We start from the raw sequence: 20,770 nt of genomic DNA on the forward strand, positions 1-20,770 counted from the left end.
CGTGCGGCACGTCCCCGACCCAGTCCGGGCCACCGACACCCGCGAACTCGGCGAAGTAGCTGCGCGTGCCCTCCGGACCACCTTCGGCGGTGCCGCCGTTGTCGGAGGTGAACACCACGATCGTGTTTTCGAGTTCGCCGTACTGCTCGACGGTGTCGAGAATTCGGCCGAGGCTTTGGTCGATGCTGTCGACCATCGCCGCGTACACCTCCATGTACCGCTCGAACCGGGATTGCTCCTCGATGGTCAGATCGTCCCAAGGCGTCACGTCGTAACCGGGTTCGCTGTTGCGCGGCGCCTGCTTCGTCCCTTCCGGGAACAGCTCCTGCGCAAGCTGGGAGGCGAAGCGGCTCTCCCGCAGCCGGTCCCAGCCCTCGGCATAGCGTCCGCGGTATTTTTCTTGATCCGCGGGCTTCGCCTGCAACGGCCCGTGCATGGCGACATGCGCGAAGTACAGGAAGAACGGCTTCTCGGCGTCGTGCGCGCGCAGGTCCTTCAGGTATCCGATCGCCTTGTCGGTGAGATCGTCGGTGAGGTAGTACCCGTCCGGGTAGGCCTCGACGTCGACAACGGAATTGTCCGAGATCAACTGGTTCGGGTAGTAGAAGGAGTTCAGGCCCTCCAGCGAGCCGTAGTAGCGATCGAAGCCGCGCTGCGTCGGCCACGAGTCGCGCGTGCGCCCCGGGCTCATGTTCGCGTCCCGCACCAGGTGCCACTTGCCGACGGCATAGGTCGCATAGCCGTTGTCGCGCAGGATCTCCGGCAGCGTGGCGACGTCCTCCGCGAGTTCGAGCCGAAGGCCCGGGTAGCCGGGGTCGGCGTTCGCGACGAAGCCGTAGCCGGCGCGATGCGGGTTGAGGCCGGTGAGCAGCGCGGCGCGCGAGGGCGAGCAGAGCGGGGTGGTGTGGTAGTTCGTGAGCCGCACGCCGGTCTGTGCCAACCGGTCCAGCGTCGGGGTTTCGATCTCGGAGCCGAACGGGCCGATATCGCTGTAACCCATGTCGTCGATCAGCACGACGATGATGTTCGGCGCACCCGCCGGCGCGGTCGGGCGTGCTGGCCAGGACGGCGACGAATCGGCGGTGGTGCGGCCGATTCGGCCCTCGAAGCCGTCGTAGCCGCGCGCGTGTGGAGGAATTGGATTGGAAGGCACAGTCACCCACCCCACAAAACCACCCCGGGCTTTTGCTGCACACGGTTCGGATCGCGTTGATCGCAACCCCGATACGACTCCGTAAACTGTTGGTGTGTAAAGCCTTTCGATCACGGTGCGGAATTCTCCGGGCATGCCCGGGGAATTGTCGAACGCCCACCCGGATGCTAGCTTCGCGAACATGCCAGTTGGGACTGCCGCCCGGGTCGCCTCGGGGACGTGCACGCGACGCTCCATGGTGAGCGCGGCGTGTCGTAGCGGCGCGGGATGTCCCTGCCGGCGTTCCTGTCGACGCTGATCGCAGTCGCTCACCTCGACCACATCGCCCGAAATTTCCGGGCGCATTCGGCGTGCGCGCCGCGTAGCGACCTTGTCGTTTCCGGACATCGGAAGTCCGGAAATCCGCACCCCGCAGAAGGACACCAATCACCGTGAGTTCCACACCCCCCTTTGCCTCCGTCGACCGGCGCATGTTCCTGCGCGGCGCCGGCCTCACCGCGCTCGCCGTCTTCGGGACGGGGGTCCTTGCCGCGTGCTCCTCGGCCGTGGGCGAACAATCGTCCGGCGGCGCGGCGACCGGTGAGCCGGTTCGCGGCGGCACCCTCAAGGCCGGCATCCAGAGCGATGTCATCCCCGCAAGCTTCCTCACCAACACCAGCGGCGCGGTGTTCATCATCGGCCTGACCTATGACAGCCTGATCCGCTACCCGGACGACAAGGTGGAACCGCAGCCGTTGCTGGCGAAGTCGTGGCAGCTCGCGGCCGACGGGCTGTCCCTCTCGCTGGATCTGCGCGACGACGTGAAGTTCCACTCCGGTCGGCCGTTCACGTCCAAGGACGTCGAGTTCTCCATTCGCACGTACGCGGATCCCAAGTGGACCGCACAGCTCAAGGGCACCGCCGCCGCCGTGACCGAGTTCGACACCTCCGATCCGCATCGGATCGTGCTGAAGTTCGCGCACCCGCTCGGCAACATCTTCGATCTGCTCGACACCGTCCCGATCCTGGACAGCGAGTCCATCGACCAGCTCGCCGCCGGCACCGCATTCATCGGCACCGGGCCGTTCAAGCTCACCGACCGCAAGCCGAACAGCTCGATCACTTTCGAGCGCAACGAGAACTACTGGCAGCCCGATCGCCCGTACCTGGACCGGGTCGAGCTGGCGATCATTCCGGATAGCCAGGCGCTTCTCACCGCGCTCAAATCCGGCCAGATCCAGGTCGCGACCGAGCTCAACTACCGAGACGCCGAAACCATCGGCAAGACAGACGGATTCGCGGCCGAGCCGCTCGAAGGCGCCGAACTGCAGATCTACGTCGGTACCAACGTCGAGAACCCGTTCCTGGCCGACCCCCGAGTGCGCCGGGCCATCGCCTATGCGCTCGACCGCGACCGGATCATCGCCGAGGTGTTCCGCGGCTCGGGCTACACCACCAACCTGCCGTGGCCGAAGTCCTCGCCCGCCTACGACGAGAAGCGCAACACCACCTTCACCCGCGATATTGCGAAGTCCAAGGAATTGCTGGCCCAGGTCGGGGGTACGCCGCCGGTGCTGCCGTTGACCTACGGGGCCGGGAACGCGTTCTACGAGGCCACTGCGCAGATTGTGCAGTCCAATCTCGCGGAGATCGGGATCACCGTCGAGCTTCAGCCGATCGAGCAGGCCACGTTCGTCAAGCAGCTCATCGCCGCGCAATTCCCCGGCCTATGGGTGACGTTCCACTCGTGGGCGCAGTACGTGCCGTCGACGCTGACGGTCAGCGCATACCCGTTCAACGCGCGGAAGAACGCCTCCCGCTACCAGTCGCCCGCCTACATCACGGCCGCCGATGCGGCGTGGCAAGTCGCGGACGGCACGAGCGCCGAAGCCGTGCAGCGCTACGGCGCGGTCAGTGACCAACTGCTCGAGGGGTTGTTCCTCATCGAGATCGGTGTCGTGCTGCGCCAGCTCACCACCGCCGAGAAGGTGCACGGCGTCGGCTGGACGAAGCGCTCCGAGATCCTCTACACGGACGCCTACCTGTCATGACGCGCTATCTCATTCGGCGCGCCCCGTCGGCGCTGCTGGTGTTGTTCGTGGCCTCGATCCTCATCTTCCTGGTGCTGCGGCTGGTGCCCGGCGACCCGGCGACCTCGCTCGCCGGCCCGGACGCCACCCCGGAATCGGTTGCCGCGATTCGTCATCAGCTAGGTCTCGACCGCGCCATCCCGGTGCAGTACCTGACCTGGCTCGGCGGAATCCTCACCTTCGACCTCGGCCGCAGCTACGTGCTCGGTGGCGATATCGCCGACCTCGTCCGGGACGGGCTGTTCAACACCGTCGTGCTGGCCGCGAGCGCTCTCGCCTTCGCGGTCGTGCTGGCGTTAATCGTGAGCATCGCATCCGTGGCGTGGCCGCGCCGCTGGCTTACCGCGCTCGTGACGGCGGGCAACACCGTCGCAGTGGCGCTTCCGCCGTTCGTCACCGGTGTGCTTCTGACATTGGTGTTCGCGGTGGCCATTCCGATCCTGCCTGCGGGCGGCGTGCCGCCGGACGGATTCTTCGCTCGGCCGGACATCTCCGTGCAGTACCTGCTGCTGCCCGCGATCTGCCTCGGCCTGCCGGTAGCGGCCGCGCTCACCCGGTTCCTCACCGAATCGCTGCGCACGGAGCTGAAGCAGCAGTACGTGCTGACCGCGCGTGCACTCGGCGTGCCGCACCGGCAGATCGTCACGCGCAGCGCGCTGCGGAACGCGCTGCCGACGATGCTGACGGCTCTCGGCATTCAGGCCGGCCAGTTGCTCGGCGGTGCGGTGCTGGTGGAGGCGATCTTCGCCTGGCCCGGCATCGGCCAGTTGATCGAACAGGGCATCAGCCGCCGCGACTATCCGGTCGTACAAGTGCTGCTGCTGTTGTCGGTAGCGATCTTCGTTGCGGTGCAACTGCTCACCGACGTCGTGCATGCCTACCTGGACCCGCGGATCAGGATCGGAGGGCGATCATGAGCGTTGCCGATATCGACGGAGCGGTCGCGACCGCGCTCGAGGCGCCACCCCGGCGGCACCCGGTTCGGTCGGCGCTGCTGCACGGGCAGGGTTTGGCCGGTGTGATCATCGTCGTGGTCATCGCCGCGCTCGGCCTGCTGGCGCCGTTGCTCACCTCGTACGAACCGACCGCGCAGATTCCCGGCGCAAACCTGTTGCCGCCCAGTGCGGAACACTGGCTTGGCACCGATCACCTCAACCGTGACCTACTGTCTCGCACGCTGGCCGCGATCAGGATCAACCTGGTGATCATCCTGACCGCGGTGCCGCTCGGGGCGGCGATCGGAGCGCTGTCCGGGTTGCTTTCGAGCCTGCACCCCGCCGCGGATGTCGTGGCGCAGCGGGCATTCGACGTGATCCTGGCCTTCCCGGCGTTGATCCTCGCGATCATGCTCGCCGCGATCACGGGTCCGGGCGTATCGACGGTCATCCTCGTCATCGTGGCGGCCGAGATACCGATCTTCGGCCGGTTGATCCGCACCTCGATTCTGAAGGTGCGCGAGCAGCCCTATGTCGAGGCTGCCCAAGTCATCGGCGCGAGCAACTGGTGGATCCTGCGCAAGCATGTGTTCCCCAACGCGGCGGAACCGCTCGGTGTGCAGATCGCGCTGTCAATGTCGGTCGCGGTGTTCGTGGAAAGCGCGATGAGCTTCATCGGTATTGGTGTACGTCCGCCGGAACCGTCGCTCGGCTCGATCATCTCCGAGTCCATTCCGTACCTGGACGTGAACGCGGCGTTCGCGGTCGGACCGCTGTTCGTTGTCGCGGGTCTGGTACTCGGTTTCCTCTTGATCGCGCAGGCACTCGGCCGCGCGCGACGCGTCTGACTCAGGAGTATGCAATGACCGAAACCGTGCTCGAGATTCGCGATCTCTCGGTGCACTTCGGCCCAACCACGGTCGTACGGAAGGTCAATCTCGAGGTTCAGCGAGGCGAGGTGCTCGCGCTCGTCGGCGAATCCGGGTCGGGCAAGTCGATGACGGCGCGGGCGGTGCTCGGCCTCCTGCCCGACGGTGGCACGACGACCGGTTCGATCCGGCTCGCCGGTGACGAGATCGTCGGGGCGGACGAGCCGACGCTCAACCGGTTCCGTGGTACCCGCGCAGCAATGGTGTTCCAGGAGCCGCAGACCGCGCTCAACCCGGTTCGCAAGGTTGGCTGGCAGATCGCGCAGGCGCTGCGCGCACACGGCAAGGTGTCGCGCGCCGAGGCGCGCGAACGTGCGGTGGAACTGCTTCAGCTGGTGGATATTCCGGAGCCGGAACGCCGCATCGACTGGTATCCGCACCAGCTATCCGGTGGCCAGAAGCAGCGTGTGGTCATAGCGCTGGCGCTGTCCGGCAGCCCGGAGTTGCTGATCGCCGATGAGCCGACGACCGCGCTCGACGTCACGGTGCAGGCCGAGATCCTCGCGCTGCTGCATCGGCTGCGCAAGGAAACCGGGATGGCGGTCCTGTTCATCACCCACAACATGGGTGTCGTCGCCGATTTCGCGGACCGGGTGGTGGTACTGAACGCCGGACGAGTCATCGAAACTCAGGATGTGGAGGGTCTTTTCGCCCGTCCCGGCGAGGAGTACACCCGGGAACTGCTCTCCGCGGTTCCCCGTCTCGAGCCCGCCGTCCGCGAATCGTCGATCGATCCCGAGGTCGAGCCGACGCTGCGAATAACGGATCTGTCGGTGGTGTACCGAGGACGCCTCGGCGCAAGCGACTTCCGTGCGCTGCACGATGTGTCGCTCTCGGTCGCACCGCGCGAGGTGGTCGGTCTGGTCGGCGAATCCGGTTCGGGCAAAAGCACACTCGGCCGCGCCGCCATCGGGCTCGTGCCGGCGAGCGAGGGCAACGTCGAGCTGGCGGGGGTTCGGCTCGGTGGCCTCAACAGCCGCGAGCTGCGCGCACTGCGCAAGGACGTCGCGCTCGTGCACCAGGACCCGGCCGCCTCGCTCGATCCGCGCCGCACGGTCGGGCTGAGCATTGCCGAGCCCCTGGAGGTGCATCGCGCCGCGTCGGGGTCGCTGTTGCGCGCCCGCGTCCACGAGCTCCTGGATTCGGTGCGGCTGCCCCGGGACTATGCGGACCGGCTGCCCGGCGAGCTATCCGGTGGGCAACGGCAGCGAGTCGCGTTGGCGCGTGCTTTGGCGCTGGCGCCGCGGTTGCTGGTCGCGGACGAGCCGACCAGTGCCCTCGATGTGTCGGTGCAGGCGAGTGTGCTCGAACTCTTCGCCGACCTGCGCGAGGAGTACGGCTTCGCGTGCCTGTTCATCAGCCATGATCTCGCGGTGATCAACCAGGTTGCGGACCGTGTCGCGGTATTGCGGGCCGGTGAGCTCGTCGAACTGGGGTCCACGTCGACAGTGTTCGGCGCTCCGAGCGCCGACTACACCCGCGCGCTGATCGACGCCGTCCCGGTGCCTGACCCGGTCGTGCAGCGGGGACGGCGGGTGGCCTGACCGACCGGCCCGCGGCGCTATCGTCGTCGGGGTGACCACACCGCCTCGCGACGAGCACGACGTATTCGGACCGGAGTTCTGGGACGAGCGCTACCGGACCAAGAGCAAGCTCTGGAGTGGCCAGCCGAACCAGCGCCTCGTCGAGCAGAGCGCGGATCTCGCACCCGGCCGGGCGCTCGATGTGGGCTGCGGCGAGGGTGCGGACGCTATCTGGCTGGCCGAACGCGGCTGGACGGTGATTGGTGTCGACGTCTCCGCCGTGGCGCTGGAACGCGCGGCCGGACACGCCGCCGATGCCGGTGCGGATATCGCCGGCCGGACCGAATGGCTCGAGGTCGATCTGCGGAACTGGGACCCCGGTTCGGCCCGCTTCGAATTGGTGACCGCGCAGTTCATGCATCTGCCGCCGCCGCGGCGCGAGGAGGTGTTCGGGCGACTCGCGGGAGCCGTGGCGCCGGGCGGCACGCTGCTCGCGGTTGGCCATCACGTCTCGGACCTCGAGACCACGGTGGGCCGGCCGCCGATCCGCGAACTGTTCTTCACGGGAGCGGATATCCGCGCGGTACTCGACGAAGCCGAGTGGGAGGTCGTCACCGATGACGTCGCGCCGCGGCCAGCGGTCGATGCGGACGGCCACGAGGTGACCATCCACGACACGGTGCTGCGGGTGCGGCGCATCGGCTGAAACACATGACTACCGGGCCGCATTGTGTGCGGCCCGGTAGTCATCAGTGGTGACTACAACACCACACACACGCTGCCCAGGTTGATGCCGTTGCCGACCTGCACCAACGTCTCCATGACACCGTACGGCCCGAACTGATAAGCACGGAGGGTGTGCTGACCGGGTGTCGTCGGCGTCCACTTCACGGTCGCTTTGCCGCCCGACACGGTCGCGCTGGTCGACCACGAACCGTCCGCGTCGTAGAAGTAAACCGGCTCGTTGACCGGGCCGTTCGCTCCGGCCGTGACTTCGACGGTGCAGCCTGTGCCGACCCTGGAATTCAGTGCTCCGGGGTTTACGTTGATGCTAGTCACCGCTGCCGACGCCGCCGGGGCGGCCAGCGCGAGCGCCGCCGCGCTCGCCCCGAGTGCTGTTGCGACGATTCCCGCCCGACGAACACCGGAGCGGCCCGCAGACTTTCGGTTCGAAGTAATCATTGTTCTCTCCCTCGAGTGGTTGCGCTGCGGAACTGGTACCGCAACGCAATCCAGAGTCGGACCCCGGCGAGAGAAAAGATTGCGTGCTCCGCCTCGTGTATTCGAGGGGCGCATCTACCTAGGTAGCGAACTACCTACTCCAATTCGGTCTAGAGAGAATAGAACTCGTCCGCGTACCGGAAGGTTCCACCCGAGTTTGGCGTCCAGGCCGTTAAGGTGCGCACCTGGAAATGCGATGTCCAGCTTGCCTCGTCCGGCGCGACGCCAACCTCGGAACCAAGCACAAAGCCGAAGCGCGGGTAGTACTCGAGGTGACCGAGCAGGCCGATCAGCGACTCGTCCTGCGCATCCGCAGCACCGATTGCCGCGTACATGAGCGCTGCGCCTACGCCACCGCGCTGCAACTCGGGAAGCACGCCGATCGGGCCGAGCGCGAGGACGGGCACGTCGCCGATGCGGGCACGACTGATGGCGATATGGCCAACGATCCTGCCGTCCGCCTGGGTAACGAAAGAGAGGTTCGTCAGTAGCGCGCCGCTGTCACGCATCTGCCGTACCAGCGCGACCTCGGCGGGCTCGTCACCGTCGAACGCCGCCCGGTGTACGCGATCGATTTCGATTGCGTCAGCCGGGGTTTCTCGACGAATCAGCATGCGCCGGTCCGCCGATCAGGACTGTGCCTGTGCAATCGAAATGCCGACCGTGCCGGATGCGCCGCGAAATAGCTTGCTGCTGTTGACGGTAAGCCAGCCCAAGATGCCGTACTTGCCCGCGATGACCATGCGAACGTGTTCGGTGCCGGCAGCGTCGAGAACTTCGGCGGTACCGTTGAGCACCTCGTCGCCCTTGGTGTTGCCGCGCATATCGCAGATCTGCAGCGCGACCGAAGGATTACGCCGAATTCGCTTGACCTTGTACGCGTTCGTCTGGGTCCAGACAACAATGCGATCGCCGTCGGGCGCGGCCCACACGGGCACGCCTTTCGACGAGCCGTCCTTGCGGTAGGTGGTCAACAGCACAGCATGGCTCTGGCCGAGCTCGCTCCACGACATGCTGCGAAGCGTAGCCGCAAGCGGCGTGGTTCTAACAGTTCATGTCGAGCATGGACTGACTGGCAATCCTGGCCTGCGCGGCATCGCTCGGGTGGAGCCGCATCGCGTTGTCGTGACGCGCTCGTAGCGCGGCGCAGATCTCGTTGTGTCCGGGTTGCCCCTCGGGCGACCCGGCCGCGACAACAGGGACAGTCACCGACGTCGTCACTGTGGCCGCCTCCAGTCCAGCGATACCGGCCACGCCCGCCGCCGTCCCCAGGACGACGGCGGCAGTTGTCGTGACGGCGATTCCGGCGCGCCGTGCGGTCTTGCGTGCAGATGCATACATCGTTCTCGCCTCCTTTGGCTGTGCTGCGGAAGTGGTTCCGATAACCAGCGTCGCGGCGTAGCGAGCGGAAAGAACGCGTACTCGGCTACGTGAATTCGGGCCTCGTACCTACCTCGCGCGGGATGAAGTACCTGCCGTTGTCGAGGTTATGAGCGGCGATCCGCAATCAGTACTGGTCAGGGCCTGATTGGCCGCCCGACAGGCACGGCGGACGCCGACCGATAAACGCGCAGCCGATGACAAGCGACCTGCCGTTTTGGCGAGGCCTTCATCGTCGCCAGCAGTCACGTCTCTCTTTAGAGGTGCAACAACCGCTAATGACAGTTAGCGCCAACATCAGGTCGAGGACCAGGAAACCGGGGGAAACCGGATTGGGACGGCCTGGCGGCGTGATCGAAAAAATGGGCTTCCGACATATCGGACATTCATCCGGGACTTGGCGGCGCCCAGTAGCCCGACTCCCGCCACACGCCACACGCCCTGCCGGCGGCGGACAGGCGCGCCCCTCCCCTCACCCGCTGACGGACCACAATCGGCACGCCGCGCAAACGTCACTGTGACGCAACCCCTTTCGGGGTTCCCGGTTAGAACGTGTCGGTGTTTCTCAGTAGGCTCCCCTCGAGCAAGGGAGGAGCAGCGATGACCACCGAGTTAGTGCTGGGCGAGACTCTCGTTGTCGCCGCACCGGCCGGGGCCGTCCGCCAGGAACGCGAGCTGCCGCACGAACCCGCACTGTCGCCCGAGGCCGAGGCCCGCATCGTCGCTGCACTGAAGCAACGCCACGCCCCGTCAACGGCTCGGAACTACCGGCAGGACTGGGAGAAGTTCACCGCCTGGTGCACCACCCACGGCCATATCGCGATGCCGGCACACCCCGTGGTAGTCGCGGACTACCTCACCGACTGCGCTGGACTGCGCACCGCGAAGGGCGAGCGCGCGTACTCGATGAACACCCTCGCCCGCTGGGTCGCTGCGATCAACTACTGGCATCGCGCCCTCGACCACCGCCCGCCCGGCGAATTTCAGCTGGTCAAGGACACGATTGCCGGTTTGCGCCGCACCTACGCCGCGGCCGGTGACCGGCCGGTGAAGCGCGTCGCACCGCTCGAGCTTGCCGAAATCGAACACATCATCGTGACGCTGCGTAAGGAAGCAACGACGTGGCAGTCCAGGCTGCGGGAGCGCCGCGACTCCGCGCTGCTGCTGCTCGGCCTACTCGGTGCGTTCCGTCGATCCGAGCTGTCCGACCTGGAGATCCGGGACGTCATCCTCCACGCCAGCGACGGGTTGCACATGCGGGTCCGCAGGTCGAAAACCGACCAGACCGGCCAAGGCCTGGTGAAGGCCGCGCCGGTCGCGCTCACCCACACTGTGTGCGGCCCCTGCACCTACCGTCGCTGGCTCGATGTCCTCGCTGCGCACCAATCCGATGGCCGCCCCGGCATCATCCGGCTACTCCGCACCGACGACCCGGCGGACGGCCACGTCTGCCACCTTGCCCACCCCGAGATCCACGACACCTCTGTGCCCGTCTTCCGGCCCATCCGCGTCAACGGAAACCTCGGCGACACAGCCCTTTCTGGGCAAGCCATCCATGCGACCTACCGCAGGGCGGCGCAGGCCGGTGGCTTGTCCCCGGCCAAGATCGCGCAGCTCGGCGCCCACTCGGTCCGCGCCGGATTCGTCACCGAAGCGCTGCGCAACGGCGCCCAACCGCACGAGATTCAGCGGCAGACCGGCCACGCCTCCCCGACCACCGTCGGAATCTATGCCCGCGAGCACAATCCGCTGACCGGCAACGCCGTCACCCGCTTTGCGCGCTGACGTGACTCGATCGGACGAGGTGACGCTGGTCGCGCCGGCGAAAGCGATCGGAGCCAGGTACCGATACGACTGGCAGCTGTTCGCGGACTGGTGCACCGCACTGGAACTGAGTGCACTCCCCGCCGACCCGCTCACGGTCGCGATGTTTCTCGACGAGAACACCGCCGCCACCGGTACCCAGCGCCGGCGCCTGTCCGCGATCAATACCGTCCACACCCGCAGCGGATACACCGCTCCCGGAACCGCATTCGCATTGCGGGAACGGCTGACCCGACGCACGCAACCTCGCCCGGACCTGCGGGACACCGCGAACAAGGTCGTCCGCTGGTTGCCGACAGAAGGCTGGCCAGGCGGCCTCTTCGGCCGGCGTGACGCGCTACTCCTTACTCTCGCCTGCCGGATACAGCTCTCCCCCACGCAAATCGGGCGCCTCAACCGCAGCCACGTCACGTTCGACGGATCTGCATTCCGCATCCCCGGCCACGGCATCACCGTCCCCCATGACCCCGACGAGTCGCCGCGCACCGAACCGGTCGCTGTTTACCTACGATGGGCACGCCTGCAGGCATTCGCCGACAGAACGCCGTCGAATCGATGGCTGGGTGAGTCCCTCAACTCCGCCACCCCGGTCACCGACGACACCGTCACCGGTCTGCAACATCTCCCCGCCATCCTTCGGGACGGACCCCTGCTGCCATCGTTCGATAAGTGGGGGCACTCGACCACACGCCGAAACGGACTGTCGCGCCGCGCCATCACTCGCATCGTCACCGCACATCTGACAGGTGCCACACGCCCCCGCCCCGCGCAGCCGGTCAAGTTTGTCGGCGACGGCTGGTCCGACACGGTCGATGACGTCGTCGAAACCAGCAGCGACACCGAGGAGTACCGGACTCCGGTCGTGCCACCATTGCTGTCGGAGGACGAGATCGCCGCCCGATACGAAGCCGGCCTTGCCGCCCGCCGCGGGACCGTCGAAGCGATGGCTGACCTGGCTCCCGTTTTCGACGAATTCGACGACCGGGCCGACGAACTTCTCGCCCGTATCCAGGGACTACTCGATGATGTTGGAAGCCAACCGGTAGACCTCGGTTAGCGAGCCGGGCTGGCCCTAACAGTGCAGGTCGAGCATGGATTGCGCCGCAATCCGTGCCTGTGCCGCATCGCTCGGGTAGGAGCGAATCGCGAGGTCGTGGCGTGCGCGGAGGCCGGTGCAGATCTCGTCGTGCCCCACCGGCTGCGCCGGCGCCACAACAGCGGGTGTACTCACGGATGTGGTCGTGGCATCGTTTGCCGCCGGAATTCCGACTACCGCGGCGCCTGCGGCGAGGCCGAGAATGACGAATGCGGCGGAACCGATCATGTTCGGGCCGATCGTTCGGATACTCATGAGCTCGCCTCGTAACCACTGCTTCGGTGGGAAAGGTGGACAGCTCAATTCTGGGCAGTCGAACCTGACGGCAGAACCCACCCAAGGTGGCGACCTCGCACACCCCGGCGGCACGAGGCGATCCTCCAAACGGGTACAAATTGTGTTTATAGGGCCAAAACTTCGCCCCCGCGAACACAATTTGCACCCGTTTGGGCCTGTGTGAATCGCCTACTCGAGCTCGCCCTCGGTCTCGAGGTAGATCTGCCGCAGCTGCGCGAGGGTGTCGGCTTCGGGTTCGGCCCACATCTTGCGTTCGGCTGCCTCGAGCAACCGCTCCGCAATGCCGTGCAGCGCCCAAGGATTGGACTCGGTCATGAATTGACGGTTGGTCTCGTCGAAAACGTAGCTCTCGGCGAGCTTTTCGTACATCCAGTCCGCGACGACATCGGTGGTCGCGTCGTAGCCGAACAGGTAATCCACCGTCGCGGCCATCTCGAACGCGCCCTTGTAGCCGTGCCGGCGCATCGCTTCGAGCCAGCGCGGATTGACCACGCGGGAACGGAACACCCGGGTGGTCTCCTCCGACAACGTGCGCGTCCGCACCGCGTCCGGTCGGGTCGAGTCGCCGATGTAAGCCTCGGGGTTCTTGCCCGTCAGCGCGCGGACGGTGGCGACCATGCCGCCGTGGTACTGGAAGTAGTCGTCCGAGTCCGCGATGTCGTGCTCGCGTGTGTCGGTGTTCTTCGCCGCCACCGCGATCCGCCGGTAGGCGCCGCGCATGTCGTCCGCGGCGGGAACGCCGTCCAGCCCGCGGCCGTACGCGTAGCCACCCCAGTTGGTGTAAACCTCCGCGAGGTCGTCGTCGGTTCGCCAGTCGCGGGAGTCGATCAGCTGCAGCAGCCCCGCGCCGTAGGTGCCCGGCTTGGAGCCGAAGATGCGGGTGGTGGCGCGGCGCTCGTCGCCGTGCTCGGCGAGGTCGGCCGCGGCGTGTGCGCGCACGAAGTTGTGCTCGTGCGGCTCGTCCAGCTCGGCCACCATGCGCACGGCATCGTCGAGCAACGCCAGCACATGCGGGAAGGCGTCGCGGAAGAACCCGCTGATGCGGACGGTGACATCGACACGTGGACGACCGAGTTCGTCGAGGTCGATCACCTCGAGGTCGCGCACCCGCCGACTGGCCTCGTCCCACACCGGTCGCACGCCGAGCAGCGCGAAGACCTCGGCGATGTCGTCACCGGAGGTGCGCATCGCACTCGTGCCCCAAACCGACAGTCCCACGGAGCGCGGGTACTCGCCGTGGTCGGCGACGTAGCGGGCTAGCAGGGAGTCGGCCATGGCCTGCCCGGTCTCCCACGCGAGCCGGGACGGCACCGCCTTCGGGTCGACGGAGTAGAAGTTGCGCCCGGTCGGCAGCACATTGATCAGGCCGCGCAGCGGAGAGCCACTCGGGCCGGCTGGAATGAAACCGCCGTTGAGTGCGTGCAGGACCCGGTCGATTTCGTGCGAGGTCTGCCGCAGTCGCGGAACCACTTCGGTGGCGGCGAATCGCAACACCGACCGCACTGCATCGTTGTCGGTGAGCGACTCGACACTGTTCGGATCCCATTCCTGGGATTGCAGTTTCGCGACGAGGTCGCGGGCCTGCTCCTCGATGGCGTCGACGCGCACACGGTCCTCGTCGCCGTTCTCGCTCAGCCCGAGCGCTTCACGCAGGCCGGGAACGGTCTGTTCGCCGCCCCACATCTGCCGCGCGCGCAGCATGGCGAGCACGAGGTCGACCTCCGCTTCGCCGCTCGGCGCCGCGCCGAGGATGTGCAGGCCGTCGCGGATCTGGACGTCCTTGATCTCGCACAGCCAACCGTCGACGTGCAGCAGCATGTCGTCGAACGACTCCTCGTCGGGTCGTTCGGCGAGGCCGAGGTCGTGGTCCATCTTCGCCGCCCGCATCAGCGTCCAGATCTGCTGGCGGATGGCGGGCAGCTTCGACGGGTCGAGCGTGGAGATGTTCGAGTGCTCGTCGAGCAACTGCTCGAGACGCGAGATATCGCCGTAGGTTTCGGCACGCGCCATCGGCGGGATCAGATGGTCGACGAGGGTGGCGTGCGCGCGACGCTTGGCCTGCGTGCCCTCCCCCGGGTCGTTCACCAGGAACGGGTAGATCAGCGGCAGGTCACCGATCGCGGCATCGGTACCGCACGCCGCCGACATGCCGAGCGTCTTCCCAGGCAGCCATTCCAGGTTGCCGTGTTTGCCCAGATGCACCATCGCGTCAGCGCCGAATCCGTACTCGGTCGAAGCGATCCAGCGATACGCGGCCAGGTAGTGGTGGCTCGGCGGCAGATCGGGGTCGTGGTAGATGGCAACCGGGTTTGCACCGAAACCGCGCGGCGGCTGCACCATCAGGACGACGTTGCCGAATTGCAGTGCCGCGATGAAAATTTCGCCGTCCCGGTCACGGGAACGATCGACGAACAGCTCGCCGGGCGCTTCGCCCCAGTGCTCTTCGACGCCGTCGCGCAGTTCGGGATCGAGCGTGGCAAACCACCTGCGGTAGTTCGCTGCCGACACCCGCAGCGGGTTGCTCTCGATCTGTTCGGCGGTCAGCCAGTCCTCGTCCTGACCGCCCGCCGCGATGAGGGCGTGGATCAGCTTGTCGCCGTCGCCTTCGAGAAGACCGGGAATCTCGTCGAGCGGGCCGAGATCGTAACCGGCCGAGGCCATTTCGGTCAGCATTCGGATGGCGCTGGCCGGGGTGTCCAGGCCGACCGCGTTGCCGATCCGCGCGTGCTTGGTCGGGTAGGCGGAAAGCATGAGCGCGATGCGGCGCTGCGCCACCGGGATATGCCGCAGGCGCGCGTGCCGCACGGCGATACCGGCCACCCGGGCCGCGCGCTCGGCGTCGGCGACGTACGTCGACAGGCCGTCGGCGTCGAACTCCTTGAACGAGAACGGCACCGTAATGATCCGGCCGTCGAACTCGGGCACCGCGACCTGAGTCGCGACATCGAGCGGTGACAGCCCGTCGTCGTTGGCGGCCCAGGTGGCGCGGTCGCTCGTAAGGCAAAGGCCCTGCAGGATCGGCACATCCAGATCCGCGATGGCGCCGATGTCCCAGGACTCGTCGTCACCACCGGCAGACGCGGTGGCCGGCTTGGTGCCACCCGCCGCGAGCACAGTCACGACCATGGCGTCGACGCGGCGCAGCGTGTCGAGCAGTGCGGGTTCGGCCGAACGCAGCGATGCGCAGTAGAGCGGGAGCGCGCGGCCGCCCGCGGCCTCGATGGCGCGGCACAGTGCCTCGACATAGGCGGTGTTCCCGGCAAGGTGCTGGGCGCGGTAGTAGAGCACCGCCACGAGCGGTCCGGTCTCGCTGGTCGCCGTCCGCTCGAGCTCGCCCCACATGGGAGTGCGCACCGCGGGTTCGAAACCGTGCCCGGTGAGCAGCACCGTGTCGGAAAGGAAGTTGTGCAGCTGACGCAGGTTTTCCGGTCCGCCCTCGGCGAGGTAGTTGTGCGCATCGGCGGCGACGCCGGCTGGGACGGTGGACAACTCCATCAGTTCGGCATCCGGAGCCATCTCACCACCGAGGGTGACAACGGGCAGTCCGCTGCGAAGCACGATCTCGAGCCCGTCTTCCCAGGCGCGCTTTCCGCCGAGGATGCGCACCACCACGAGATCGGCGCCATCGAGCAGCGCGGGCAGGTCCTCGGCCGGCATGAGCCGAGCAGGATTGGCCCAGCGGTACTCGGCGCCACTCGCACGCGCGGACAGCAGGTCGGTGTCCGAGGTGGACAGCAACAGGATCACGGGTAATGACCTCCTTGCCGGGATACGCGCCGGCGCTCGGTTGGTTGCGCAATGGAGGTCTGGCTGCGGGAGCTCATCCCACACAGTGGCGCGACCGCGCCGGAATCTCACCGGCTTCCCCATTGACGCTTCGGCAAGAGCGTATCGGACGGCTCGGGGCCTTCGTATATGCCTTGACAGGAATATGCCGTGAAGGGAATATAAGGAGGTGAGCGATTCGATCTGGGCCGCACTGGCCGAGCCGCGGCGGCGGGACATCCTCGACGTGCTGCGCCGGGCGCCCTGTGCCGTCGGCGAGCTGTCCGAGCGCGTGGGGCTAGCCCAGCCGCAAACGTCCAAGCATCTGCGCGTGCTGCGATCGGCCGGCCTGGTCACCGCGCACGCCGACGCGCAGCGCCGGATCTACCGCGCCGAGCCGAACGCTCTCGCCGAGCTCGACGCCTGGCTGGCTCCCTACCGGGCAATGTGGAACACCGGCCTGGACCGCCTGGGCGACTTCCTCGACAGCAACCCCGATTCCCCCACCGAGGAGCAGCAATGAATGCCAACGGACAGTACGTAGAAGTGAACGGGCGCCCGGCGGTCCGATTCGAACGGCGCTATGCGCACGCCCCCGCACGGGTGTGGGCGGCGATCGTCGACCCGGAGCAGTCGCGGCACTGGTTCCCGTCCAAGCTCATCATCGAAGACCGCGTTGGCGGGCTCGTCGACTTCTCCGACGACCCGAATCAGGCCGACGGCACCGGCACGGTCCTTGCCTTCGATCCGCCACAGCGGCTCGAGTTCAGCTGGGGCGGGGACGAACTGCATTTCGAGCTGACGCCGGACGGTGATGGCTGCGTACTGCGGCTGACCAATGTGCTCGAGGCGCGGGACACCGCCGCGCGCAACGCGTCGGGCTGGACGGTGTGCCTGGCCGAACTCGACAAGGCGATGGCCGGTACACCGAGCGACGGCCCGCACAGTTCGGAGGCGGACGCAGCGTTCGAAGGGATCTACCGCGACTACATCACCGCGGGCATGCCGCACGGCGCGCCCATTCCACCGATGGGTTGATCCGGCCCGGCAGAATGGGCTGACGCAGCCGCGGCGGTACCGTAAGCAGCATGAACCGCCCCGCCGACCGCTGCCCCGGCGTGTTCTCGGCGCACCCGGCGGCCGACGGATACCTGGCGCGGATCCGGCTGCCCGGCGGTCTCATCACACCCGACCAACTGCAGGCCGTGGTCGAGGTGGCCGAAACCTTCGGCGACGGTCATCTCGAACTCACCTCGCGCGGAAACGTGCAGCTACGGGGTATCGATGACCTCGTCGGCGCGGGCAACCGCATCGTCGCTGCGGGGCTCATCCCGACTCCCAGCCACGAGCGGGTGCGCAATCTGCAGATGTCCGCGCTGTCGGGCCGCCGCGGCGGACTGGTCGACCTGCGCGGAACGCTCGAGACACTCGACAGCGGCCTACGCGGCGACCCGGATCTCGCCGCCCTGCCCGCACGATTCCTCTTCAGCGTCGACGACGGTCGCGGCGACGTGCTCGCGCAACGCCCGGACGCCGGGGTGGTAGCACTGTCCGCCGAGCGGGCCGAACTCGTCGTTGCCGGCGTCCGCTCGGGCCGGATGGCACCGCTCGATCGTGCCGTGGACGTCATGCTCGCACTCGCACATGCATTCCTCACCGACCGCACCGACGAGTGGCGGATCGAAGACCTGGCGGAACAGCCGGCGATCAGCGCAATTCTCGACGCGCTGCCTGGCGTCACCGATCCGCAGGTCCCGCAGGCACTGGCCGACCCGTTGATCGGTTGGCTGACCCAGGACGACGGTCTTGTCACGCTCGGCTCTGTCGTCCCGCACGGCCGCATTCCTGGGCGCACCGCGGAGTTCCTCGCCGCCGTTGGCACAGACATCTACATCACGCCGAGCAAGGAAATCCTGCTCTGCGACCTGACCGAGGGGGTGGCCGACACGGTCCTGCGGGTGCTCGCACCGATGGGCCTGGTGTTCGACTCCGAATCCCCGTGGGCGCAGGTAAGCGCGTGCACCGGATTGCCTGGCTGCGATAAGTCGAACGCCGACGTACGGTCCGACCTCGAACGGCGTGTGCTGGAGCCCGTCGAGGCCCGCGAGCACTGGGTGGGGTGCGAACGTGGCTGCGGCGCGCCGCACACCGAACACGTGCAGGTACGCGCGACCGGCAGCGGATACGAACGACGGGCCGTGCCCGGCATGCCGCTAATGTGACAGCCACCATGCACTCCTACATTCGCGATGGCGCCGAGATCTACCGCCAGTCCTTCGCCACGATCCGCGCCGAAGCGGACCTCGCCGGACTCCCCGCCGACGTGTCTCAGGTCGTCGTGCGGATGATCCACGCCTGCGGCCAGGTCGATCTCGCCGAGGATGTCGCCTACTCCCCCGATGTAGTCGCCAAGGCGCGCGCTGCGATGCGAGCCGGCGCCCCGATCCTGTGTGACGCCCAGATGGTGGCCTCCGGGGTCACCCGCAAGCGACTACCCGCGGATAACGAGGTGATCTGCCTGCTCGCAGACCCGCGGGTGCCCAACCTTGCAGCCGATATCGACAACACGCGGTCCGCCGCCGCGCTGGAGCTGCTGCGCGACCGCCTCGACGGCGCTGTCGTCGCGATCGGCAACGCGCCCACCGCGCTGTTCCACCTGCTCAACATGATCGAGGCAGGCGCGCCGCGGCCCGCTGCCATTCTCGGCATCCCGGTCGGCTTCATCGGCGCGGCCGAATCCAAGGACGCGCTCGCCGAATACGGGAACGGCATCGAATACCTCACCGTGCGTGGGCGCCGAGGCGGTAGCGCCATCACCGCCGCCGCGCTCAATGCGATTGCGAGCGAACAGGAATGAGCCAGAGTTACGGCAAGTTGTGGGGTCTCGGGCTGGGACCCGGTGACCCGGAACTGGTGACCGTGAAGGCCGCGCGGGTGATATCCGAGGCGGATGTGATCGCGTTTCACAGTGCGCGACACGGCAAGTCGATCTCTCGCGGCATCGCCGCGCCCTATATGCGCGAGGGCCAGATCGAAGAGCACCTCGTCTACCCGGTGACCACCGAAACCACCGATCACCCCGGCGGCTACCAGGGTGCGATCGACCATTTCTACGCCGAATCCGCTGAGCGCCTTGCCGTGCACCTCGAGGCGGGACGGTCCGTGGCGCTGCTCGCTGCCGGCGACCCGCTGTTCTACAGCTCCTACATGCATATGCACAAGCGGCTCACGGACCGGTTCGAGACCGAGATCGTCCCGGGCATCACCTCTGTCAGCGCCGCGAGCGCCGCCCTTGGCACGCCGCTCGTCGAAGGCGAACAGGTGCTGACGATCCTGCCCGGCACGCTGCCCGCGGACGAATTGACCCGCCGGCTGCGTGATACCGATGCCGCTGCGATCCTCAAACTCGGCCGCACCTACCCGACGGTGCATCAGGCACTGCGTGATTCGGGCCGGCTCGCCGACGCGCACTACGTCGAACGCGCGAGCAGCAAGGCGCAGCGGGTGCTCGGCGCCGATGAGGCGATCGACGAGAAGGTGCCCTACTTCGCGATCACCGTCGTGCCGGGCCGCGATCCGCAGCAGCCGCGCGAGGAACTCGAGCCAGGCAAGGGTGAGGTCACCGTGGTGGGGCTTGGTCCCGGCGCCGCGGATTGGACCACCCCCGAGGTTCGCCGTGCACTCGCCGAAGCCACCGACCTGGTCGGCTACGTGACCTACCTGAACCGCGTGCCCGAGCGCCCCGGCCAGCGCCGACACGCCAGCGACAATCGTGTGGAGGCCGAGCGCGCCGCGATGGCGCTCGATCTTGCCAAGCGCGGCGCCCGCGTTGCGGTCGTGTCCTCCGGCGATCCCGGTGTCTTCGCCATGGCCGCCGCAGTGCTCGAGGTCGCCGCTCAGGACGAGTGGCGCGACGTGCCGGTGCGGGTACTACCGGGCGTGACCGCCGCGAATGCCGTCGCCAGCCGGGTCGGCGCCCCACTCGGGCACGACTACGCGGTTATCTCGCTGTCGGACCGTCTCAAGCCGTGGGATGTTGTCGCGCAACGTCTTTCAGCGGTAGCGGCGGCGGACATGGCCATCGCCATCTACAACCCCGCGTCGAAGACCCGCACCTGGCAGGTTGCCGCGATGCGCGATCTGATCCTCGAGCACCGCGGCTCGGAGACACCGGTGGTGCTCGGCCGCGATGTGGGCGGACCGACGGAGAGCGTCCAGGTGGTGTCGCTGGGTGACCTCGATCCCGATGTGGTCGATATGCGCACGCTGCTGATCATCGGTTCGTCGACGACGGCGATCGTGCCCTCCATCGACGGGAGTTCCCGAGTGTTCACGTCGCGCAGCTACCCCGACCGCGCCGAGGCTCGGAACTAGGCCAACACCGGGCCCCAAACGGGTGCGAATTGTGTTTACGGGGGCCAAGTTTCGCGCCCGTTGAGAAGATTTGCACCCGGGAACGCAGTCCAAATGAGTGCAGAGTTTGTTCGAATGGGCGAAACTTTGCACCCGTTCCCTCTTTGCCAGGCTGCCTGTGAGTCAGTTGGTGGCCAGCGAGGAGGTTGGTGTGTCGATCAGTTC

19 protein-coding genes and 1 riboswitch are annotated in these 20,770 nt (G+C 67.2%); of the genes, 12 read left to right on the forward strand and 7 right to left on the reverse strand.

Going from position 1 to position 20,770, the window contains the following annotated elements; all coding sequences use genetic code 11:
- Positions 1–1,159, reverse strand: a 1,159-nt coding sequence (locus A8G08_RS09905; protein WP_245672755.1) for a sulfatase-like hydrolase/transferase, incomplete at its 3' end; no start/stop codon positions are given.
- Between the two features lie 464 nt (positions 1,160–1,623).
- On the opposite strand from A8G08_RS09905, the gene A8G08_RS09910 reads away from it, so the two are divergent.
- Genes A8G08_RS09910 through A8G08_RS09930 form a run of 5 tightly spaced genes read left to right on the forward strand, consistent with a single transcriptional unit; the run spans position 1,624 to position 7,315 of the window.
- A complete protein-coding gene (locus tag A8G08_RS09910; protein WP_068273291.1) occupies positions 1,624–3,183 on the forward strand; it encodes an ABC transporter substrate-binding protein in 1,560 nt (519 codons plus the stop codon).
- Positions 3,180–4,139: an ABC transporter permease gene (locus A8G08_RS09915; protein WP_068273293.1), complete on the forward strand. Its 960-nt coding sequence runs from the start codon at positions 3,180–3,182 to the stop codon at positions 4,137–4,139. The genes A8G08_RS09910 and A8G08_RS09915 overlap by 4 nt, the downstream gene beginning before the upstream one ends.
- Positions 4,136–5,005, forward strand: a complete 870-nt coding sequence (locus A8G08_RS09920) for an ABC transporter permease (RefSeq protein WP_068273295.1) — start codon at positions 4,136–4,138, stop codon at positions 5,003–5,005. The genes A8G08_RS09915 and A8G08_RS09920 overlap by 4 nt, the downstream gene beginning before the upstream one ends.
- Before the next feature lie 14 nt (positions 5,006–5,019).
- Positions 5,020–6,630, forward strand: coding sequence for a dipeptide ABC transporter ATP-binding protein (locus tag A8G08_RS09925; RefSeq protein ID WP_068273297.1), 1,611 nt, complete (start codon positions 5,020–5,022; stop codon positions 6,628–6,630).
- Positions 6,631–6,661: 31 nt separating this feature from the next.
- Entirely contained in the window at positions 6,662–7,315 is a 654-nt protein-coding gene (locus tag A8G08_RS09930; RefSeq protein WP_068273299.1) for a class I SAM-dependent methyltransferase, read from the forward strand.
- A gap of 53 nt (positions 7,316–7,368) precedes the next feature.
- Here the strand turns inward: A8G08_RS09930 and A8G08_RS09935 are convergent, their stop codons facing one another.
- The 4 genes from A8G08_RS09935 to A8G08_RS09950 all read right to left on the reverse strand — a co-directional run bounded on the left by A8G08_RS09935 (position 7,369) and on the right by A8G08_RS09950 (position 9,171).
- Complete coding sequence (locus A8G08_RS09935) at positions 7,369–7,791, reverse strand: Ig-like domain repeat protein (protein WP_068273301.1); 423 nt, start codon at positions 7,789–7,791, stop codon at positions 7,369–7,371.
- Positions 7,792–7,940: 149 nt separating this feature from the next.
- Positions 7,941–8,444: a GNAT family N-acetyltransferase gene (locus A8G08_RS09940; protein ID WP_068273302.1), complete on the reverse strand. Its 504-nt coding sequence runs from the start codon at positions 8,442–8,444 to the stop codon at positions 7,941–7,943.
- A 15-nt stretch (positions 8,445–8,459) separates the two neighbouring features.
- Positions 8,460–8,843, reverse strand: a complete 384-nt coding sequence (locus tag A8G08_RS09945; RefSeq protein ID WP_068273303.1) for a PPOX class F420-dependent oxidoreductase — start codon at positions 8,841–8,843, stop codon at positions 8,460–8,462.
- Between the two features lie 31 nt (positions 8,844–8,874).
- Positions 8,875–9,171, reverse strand: a complete 297-nt coding sequence (locus A8G08_RS09950) for a hypothetical protein (RefSeq protein WP_068273304.1) — start codon at positions 9,169–9,171, stop codon at positions 8,875–8,877.
- Between the two features lie 639 nt (positions 9,172–9,810).
- Here A8G08_RS09950 and A8G08_RS09955 point away from each other — a divergent pair.
- Positions 9,811–10,995 (forward strand): tyrosine-type recombinase/integrase, encoded by a 1,185-nt coding sequence (locus A8G08_RS09955; RefSeq protein WP_068273306.1) that lies wholly within the window; start codon positions 9,811–9,813, stop codon positions 10,993–10,995.
- A gap of 1 nt (position 10,996) precedes the next feature.
- Positions 10,997–12,091 carry a hypothetical protein gene (locus A8G08_RS09960; RefSeq protein WP_245672757.1) on the forward strand — a complete coding sequence of 365 codons (1,095 nt, stop codon included), beginning with the start codon at positions 10,997–10,999 and terminating at the stop codon, positions 12,089–12,091.
- Between the two features lie 15 nt (positions 12,092–12,106).
- Here the strand turns inward: A8G08_RS09960 and A8G08_RS09965 are convergent, their stop codons facing one another.
- Positions 12,107–12,385 carry a hypothetical protein gene (locus A8G08_RS09965; protein ID WP_068273312.1) on the reverse strand — a complete coding sequence of 93 codons (279 nt, stop codon included), beginning with the start codon at positions 12,383–12,385 and terminating at the stop codon, positions 12,107–12,109.
- A 210-nt stretch (positions 12,386–12,595) separates the two neighbouring features.
- Positions 12,596–16,174 carry a cobaltochelatase subunit CobN gene (cobN, locus tag A8G08_RS09970; protein ID WP_068273313.1) on the reverse strand — a complete coding sequence of 1,193 codons (3,579 nt, stop codon included), beginning with the start codon at positions 16,172–16,174 and terminating at the stop codon, positions 12,596–12,598.
- Between the two features lie 39 nt (positions 16,175–16,213).
- A riboswitch (cobalamin riboswitch) is annotated at positions 16,214–16,332 on the reverse strand.
- 50 nt (positions 16,333–16,382) lie between these two features.
- Between cobN and A8G08_RS09975 the strand changes: the two genes are divergently transcribed.
- Genes A8G08_RS09975 through cobJ form a run of 5 tightly spaced genes read left to right on the forward strand, consistent with a single transcriptional unit; the run spans position 16,383 to position 20,566 of the window.
- The gene (locus A8G08_RS09975) at positions 16,383–16,715 is read left to right on the forward strand and encodes an ArsR/SmtB family transcription factor (protein WP_068273316.1); all 333 of its coding nucleotides are present in this window, start codon (positions 16,383–16,385) and stop codon (positions 16,713–16,715) included.
- Positions 16,712–17,230 carry an SRPBCC family protein gene (locus A8G08_RS09980; RefSeq protein ID WP_068273318.1) on the forward strand — a complete coding sequence of 173 codons (519 nt, stop codon included), beginning with the start codon at positions 16,712–16,714 and terminating at the stop codon, positions 17,228–17,230. The genes A8G08_RS09975 and A8G08_RS09980 overlap by 4 nt, the downstream gene beginning before the upstream one ends.
- 50 nt (positions 17,231–17,280) lie before the next feature.
- Positions 17,281–18,414 (forward strand): precorrin-3B synthase, encoded by a 1,134-nt coding sequence (gene cobG, locus A8G08_RS09985; protein WP_068273320.1) that lies wholly within the window; start codon positions 17,281–17,283, stop codon positions 18,412–18,414.
- A gap of 8 nt (positions 18,415–18,422) precedes the next feature.
- Positions 18,423–19,049 carry a precorrin-8X methylmutase gene (locus tag A8G08_RS09990; protein ID WP_068273324.1) on the forward strand — a complete coding sequence of 209 codons (627 nt, stop codon included), beginning with the start codon at positions 18,423–18,425 and terminating at the stop codon, positions 19,047–19,049.
- Positions 19,046–20,566: a precorrin-3B C(17)-methyltransferase gene (gene cobJ / locus A8G08_RS09995; protein ID WP_068273322.1), complete on the forward strand. Its 1,521-nt coding sequence runs from the start codon at positions 19,046–19,048 to the stop codon at positions 20,564–20,566. Before A8G08_RS09990 ends, cobJ begins: the two co-directional genes overlap by 4 nt.
- The last annotated feature ends 204 nt before the right edge of the window (positions 20,567–20,770 follow it).

The organism is Aldersonia kunmingensis, assembly GCF_001646865.1.
Taxonomy (GTDB): Bacteria; Actinomycetota; Actinomycetes; order Mycobacteriales; family Mycobacteriaceae; genus Aldersonia; species Aldersonia kunmingensis.

What these genes read in the sequence shown, in the direction of transcription:
- A8G08_RS09910 (WP_068273291.1), top strand. Translation starts at nt 1,624, where the DNA reads ATGTTCCTGCGCGGCGCCGGCCTCACCGCGCTCGCCGTCTTCGGGACG.
- A8G08_RS09920 (WP_068273295.1), top strand. Translation starts at nt 4,136, where the DNA reads ATGAGCGTTGCCGATATCGACGGAGCGGTCGCGACCGCGCTCGAGGCG.
- A8G08_RS09925 (WP_068273297.1), top strand. Translation starts at nt 5,020, where the DNA reads ATGACCGAAACCGTGCTCGAGATTCGCGATCTCTCGGTGCACTTCGGC.
- cobG (WP_068273320.1), top strand. Translation starts at nt 17,281, where the DNA reads ATGAACCGCCCCGCCGACCGCTGCCCCGGCGTGTTCTCGGCGCACCCG.
- A8G08_RS09980 (WP_068273318.1), top strand. Translation starts at nt 16,712, where the DNA reads ATGAATGCCAACGGACAGTACGTAGAAGTGAACGGGCGCCCGGCGGTC.
- A8G08_RS09945 (WP_068273303.1), bottom strand. Translation starts at nt 8,843, where the DNA reads ATGTCGTGGAGCGAGCTCGGCCAGAGCCATGCTGTGCTGTTGACCACC.
- A8G08_RS09935 (WP_068273301.1), bottom strand. Translation starts at nt 7,791, where the DNA reads ATGATTACTTCGAACCGAAAGTCTGCGGGCCGCTCCGGTGTTCGTCGG.
- cobJ (WP_068273322.1), top strand. Translation starts at nt 19,046, where the DNA reads ATGAGCCAGAGTTACGGCAAGTTGTGGGGTCTCGGGCTGGGACCCGGT.
- A8G08_RS09940 (WP_068273302.1), bottom strand. Translation starts at nt 8,444, where the DNA reads ATGCTGATTCGTCGAGAAACCCCGGCTGACGCAATCGAAATCGATCGC.
- A8G08_RS09950 (WP_068273304.1), bottom strand. Translation starts at nt 9,171, where the DNA reads ATGTATGCATCTGCACGCAAGACCGCACGGCGCGCCGGAATCGCCGTC.
- A8G08_RS09965 (WP_068273312.1), bottom strand. Translation starts at nt 12,385, where the DNA reads ATGAGTATCCGAACGATCGGCCCGAACATGATCGGTTCCGCCGCATTC.
- A8G08_RS09915 (WP_068273293.1), top strand. Translation starts at nt 3,180, where the DNA reads ATGACGCGCTATCTCATTCGGCGCGCCCCGTCGGCGCTGCTGGTGTTG.
- A8G08_RS09990 (WP_068273324.1), top strand. Translation starts at nt 18,423, where the DNA reads ATGCACTCCTACATTCGCGATGGCGCCGAGATCTACCGCCAGTCCTTC.
- A8G08_RS09955 (WP_068273306.1), top strand. Translation starts at nt 9,811, where the DNA reads ATGACCACCGAGTTAGTGCTGGGCGAGACTCTCGTTGTCGCCGCACCG.